This window comes from Pseudomonas sp. GM17 (assembly GCF_000282175.2).
Taxonomy (GTDB): domain Bacteria; phylum Pseudomonadota; class Gammaproteobacteria; order Pseudomonadales; family Pseudomonadaceae; genus Aquipseudomonas; species Aquipseudomonas chlororaphis.
In genome coordinates, this window is record NZ_CP124732.1 from 4,434,015 (window position 1) to 4,438,832 (window position 4,818).

Consider the following 4,818-nt stretch of genomic DNA (forward strand, 5'->3'; position numbering starts at 1 on the left):
GGGACCGCCGATTGGCGGCTCAGGCCTCGACCGATTGCGCCGACAGGTTTTTTGTCGACCCGGGCGTTACCCTGTCGGTCTTGGCATACAGCCCTTGGCAATAGCTGCCGATCTGGTCCAGGGCCGGTTGCGTGGACAGCATCAACATGTGACACAACGCATCCACCTCGACGACTTCAAGGCTCGGCATCTGCTGCTTCCAGCCTTGTGCGTAGTCGTCCTGCCCCAAGGCACTGTGTTCCCCGCGCACGAACAGATACGGTTGCAGACCACCGAAGTAATTGCCGCCACGGTTGTGCAGGTAATGGCATCGAACGGCCGCGGGATGAGGCAAGGGCAGTATCTGGAAGTTCGTGCTGTCGTAGGCCGACTGCACCTTGGCGTTATGCCGGATACGCTGCATCAGCTGGCCGACCGAAACATCCGAACTGTGCTGGCAGGCCTGCTCGGCGAGGGCCTGCAGGAAGTCATCGTCGCTGACGTCACTGTCGATCCGTTCCTGGTGAATCATGTTCTCCAGCGCCTGTTCCAGGTCGTCGCCATACGAGGCGCCGATGGCGATATTGGCGCTCTGCAGATAAAGCGTCTTGGTTGAAACCCCCGCCCCGCTCATGGCGTGACTGTCCAGGCTGTCGACCATCACCAGGCTGTCCACCGTTTCACCGAGCTCCTGCAACTGCCGCGTCACTTCATAGGCCAGGGCTCCGCCGAGGGAGTAACCGCCCAGGGAATAGGGACCGTCCGGCTGCTGCATCAGGATCAGGTGGCAGTAATAGGTCGCCATCGCCTGCAAGCCCTGGAGTGGCGCACGTTCACTCATGTAGCCGCGGGCCTGGATACCGAAGAACGGGCGCTCGATGCGCTGTGCCAATGCCTGGTAAGCCTCGACACCACCGATGCCGGCATGAATCCAGAACACCGGGCGCCCGCTACGGCCCTGGTTGAGCGCAACCAGCTCCGGGTAACGCCGGCTGAGGTGGCGTACCGGATGCGACTCGATCGAGGCAACCGGCTGTGCGTCCAGCAGGCGAACGATGTCGTTCAGCGTCTGGCACTCACGCAGATCAGCCAGCGCGAACTCGCCGAAGCTCGCACTCAGCCGCTGGTAAAACAGAATGAAGGTCGCGGAGCCCAGGCCGTACTCGCTCAACGCCCGGTCCTCGCGCCAGGTGGTCGCCGGCAGTCCGGTCACTTCCGCGAGGATCCGCCGAATCCTCTCCAGCAGCGGCCCTTGCAGCTTTTCCTCGGCCCATGGCTGCGGCCCCGCTTCTGCCGCCGACGGCGCCGCGCCGACCCAGCAGCGGACCTTGTCGAACGGGTAAAGCGGCAAAACCACCGGGCGATGACAGTCACTGCCGTCCAGACGTCGCCAGTCGATATCAATACCGTTCGCCCACAGCGCCGCCAACGAGAGCAGATGCTTTTGCCCGACGGCGTCGTCGATCAGGCTGTCGGTGGTGCGATCCTGTGCCAGAGCTTCCAGCAATCGGCTATCGGGCGTCTCGACAGCCCCTGTAAAACCGACACCATCACGTTTCGACCAGTCCTCGGGGTCCGCGCAAAAAGCCTGCAGGCTCCGCATCAGTTCGCTCACGTCGGACACCACCATCGCCAGCCGGAAGTCCATGGCCTCACGCTGTTGGCGCAGGGCGCGCGCATAGTCGACCAGGCTTGTGGCCAGGCCCGAGCCCAGGGACTGCAGGTGAGCCGTCGCCAGGGACAGCAACGACGAGGGACTAGCGGCGGACAGCACGATCAGTTGCTCTTCGGTGGCCAGCGGTACCGGTGCCGGGCACTGCGGCTGCGCAATCTCGAACGCCTCGACGATGACATGCGCATAGGTTCCGCCTGCGCCAAACGAGTCGATGGCCGCCCGCCTCGGTACGCGACATTCCTTGCCATCGACCGTGAGGATCGGTTGTGGCCAGTCGCGCAGCGTCGATTGCAGTTCAAAAGGCGCCTGCCGCCAATCGATATCGCTGTTCATCTGGCCGATGCCCGGCGTTGGCAGCCACTTGCGATGCTTGAGTTGCAATAGCACCTTGGTCAGTTGCGATAGGCCGGAAGCGGCCTCGGCATGCCCGATGTTGGATTTCACCGTACCAATCGCACAGGCCACCCCAGGCTCGCTGAAGACCTTGCGCAGCGCCAGCATTTCCACCGCATCGCTGAGCGGGGTACCGTTGGCGGCGGCTTCGATGTAACTGATGCTGTTGGCCGCGACGCCGGCCTTTGCCAGGCTTTCCCGGATCAGGGCCGTCTGCGCCTTGACGTTCGGCGTGGCGTAATGGCTGGCCCCGCCGCTGTGACTGACATGGGTCGAACGGATCACCCCCAGCACTTCGTCCTGGTCGCGCAAGGCATCGCTTAACGGCCGAAGCAGCACGGCGCCCACTCCCTCGCACGGCAGATAGCCGCTGCCGTCGCTGAAACTGCGACTGTCGGGCGCGCTGCCCAACATGTTCGATGCCCCCAGGCCGATGTATTTCTTGGGGTGCAACGACAGATTGACACCGCCCACGATGGCGCCCGTGCATTCGCCCCGCAGCAGGCTTTCGTGGGCATAGTGCAAGGCCACCAACGACGATGAACACATGGTATCAAGCGCAAGGCTCGGCCCGCGCAGATCAAAAACATGGGAAACGCGGTTGGCGATCGAGCTGTAGGAGGAAATCGATACCAGCGACTCACTGAGCAGATCGCTGTCCACGGCGCTGTATTGCTGGTACATCGCGCCGACGAACACCCCCAGCTTCGACTGGTAACGCTCGGCGATACGCTGACGGGTCAGACCGGCGCTGTCGAAAAGGTGTTGAACCGTCTGCAGGAACAGGCGCCCGTTCGGATCGAGAACGCTGGCCTCCCGCGGCGTCAACTTGAAAAACGCCGGATCGAACGCCGCGACCTCTTCCAGGAAACCGCCCCACTTGCAGGTGCTCTTGCCCAACATCGGCGTGCGGGCATAGAAGTCGTCGGCATTCCAGCGCTCGGGCGGGATCTCACTGATGCCGTCGTAACCTTCGGCCAGGCACTTCCAGAACTCATCCACCGAGTCAGCACCGGGATAACGCCCCGCCACCGCCACAATGGCGATCAACGGCGGCTGTTCGGCGTCACCGGCCAGCCCATGCACGGACGCCTCGACACTACGCGGTGCCGGAGGCTGAACCGGCAATGCGGGCACGTCGGCGCAAACCGCGTCCTTGACCTCTCCTTGTGCAACCTGTCCCGGCGCAACCTGTCCCGGCGCAGGCCAGCGACGGGCCACGACCTCGGCATGCTGCGCCACAAAAAAATCGGCCAGTTCCGCCAGCGTCTGGTACTCAAAAAACAGTGTTTTGGGCAAGGAACCGAAATCACTTTCCAGCTGCGCGATCACCCTCATCATCATGACCGAATCGATACCGTACTTGCTGAGCAAGGCATCGACCTGAATCCGCTGTTCGGCAAGCCCCAGTTCCTGCGCCACCAATCGGGTCAAGTGCGCCAGCAGTGCAGGACGCGACCCGGCCCCGGTCTCTCCCCGGGCCACTGGAGTCGCCAGCGGTGTGACGTCCGGAGCTTCGGCCAATGGACTGAAACCATGCAATGTCGTCGCCACCTGACGTATGCGCCGGACATTGCCCTCGACCACCAACACCTGCTCATCGCCCTGGGCCAAGGCCTGATAGAAAGCCTTGAGGGCGTTTTCGGTGGACAGCGCACGCAGGCCGCTTTCCTGCCACATGCGCTCCACCTGCCGTGGCTCCATGCGCATGCCACCGTCCTGCCAATAGGGCCAGTTGATCGACACCGATCGGCCTGTCCCCTGCCCGGAACGCACCCGTTGCGCACGCAGCCGGGCGTAACCGTCCATAAAACCATTGCCCGCGGCGTAATCGGATTGCCCGGCATTGCCCAACACGCTCGATAGCGAAGAGAACAAGGCAAAGAACGACAACGGCAGCGTCCGGGTCGCCTGGTCCAGATTCACGGCGCCACGAACCTTGGGGGAAAGCACCTGTTCGAACTCACTGACTGACTTGTTCAGCAACAGGTTGTCGCGAATGATCCCGGCGCAATGGATCACCCCGTCCAGCCGGCCACAGGTCTCCAGTACCCAACCGATCAAGTTATCGACTTGCTCCGGATCGGCGATATCGGTACGCCGGTAACTGACCAGGACACCGGCACGCGCCCAGGCCTCCAGTTGTTTGCGCGCCTGTTCGTCCACGCTGGAGCGCCCGACCAGGATCACCCGGCTGTTGAACCCCTGGGCCAGAATTTCCTCGATCAACAGGCGCCCTACCGCGCCCAGCCCGCCGGTAATCAGATAGACATGCCCGGCCCTCCAAGGGCTGGGGCAATGATCGAGCAGCGTCAATTCCTGCCAGTCCAGCGCATACCGCTGGTCATCGCGATAAAGGATTTCCACATGGCGATCGCCCGCCTGCGCGTTGCCGCGCAACTTCGCCGTGAGCGTTGCCAGGCTCTCCTGGGCATTGACCGCGATCACCTGCCCGCGAAAGCCGGGGTATTCACTGGCAATGGTGCGAAACAGGCCGGCAATGCCGGAGCGCTGGGCAAACTGCTCCTCGCTGAGGATCACCTGAACCAACGGCAGCTGCTTGTCGCCACGGCGCAAGCATTGATGGACCTGCTCCAGCAACGCCACGGACAGGCGTTCAAAGGACTGCGCCAGGGCAGCGGATGCCCCGTCGCTGAAGTCATGACACTGGGCATCGGGGTAATGCGCGCTCAGGGCGGTGAACGGCAACGAAGCCATGTGGCAAAAATAAATCTGGTGAGCTGAATGCTGCATGTTTTGTCCCTCGGACT

1 protein-coding gene is annotated in these 4,818 nt (G+C 62.9%); it reads right to left on the bottom strand.

Features of this window, described 5'->3' with window-relative positions; genetic code table 11:
- Positions 1 to 19: 19 nt before the first annotated feature.
- The gene (locus PMI20_RS19950) at positions 20 to 4,801 is read right to left on the bottom strand and encodes an SDR family NAD(P)-dependent oxidoreductase (RefSeq protein WP_007920501.1); all 4,782 of its coding nucleotides are present in this window, start codon (positions 4,799 to 4,801) and stop codon (positions 20 to 22) included.
- Positions 4,802 to 4,818 lie beyond the last annotated feature (17 nt).

Excerpts from the sequence above, each read along its gene's own strand:
- PMI20_RS19950 (WP_007920501.1), bottom strand. The coding sequence starts at position 4,801 with ATGCAGCATTCAGCTCACCAGATTTATTTTTGCCACATGGCTTCGTTG.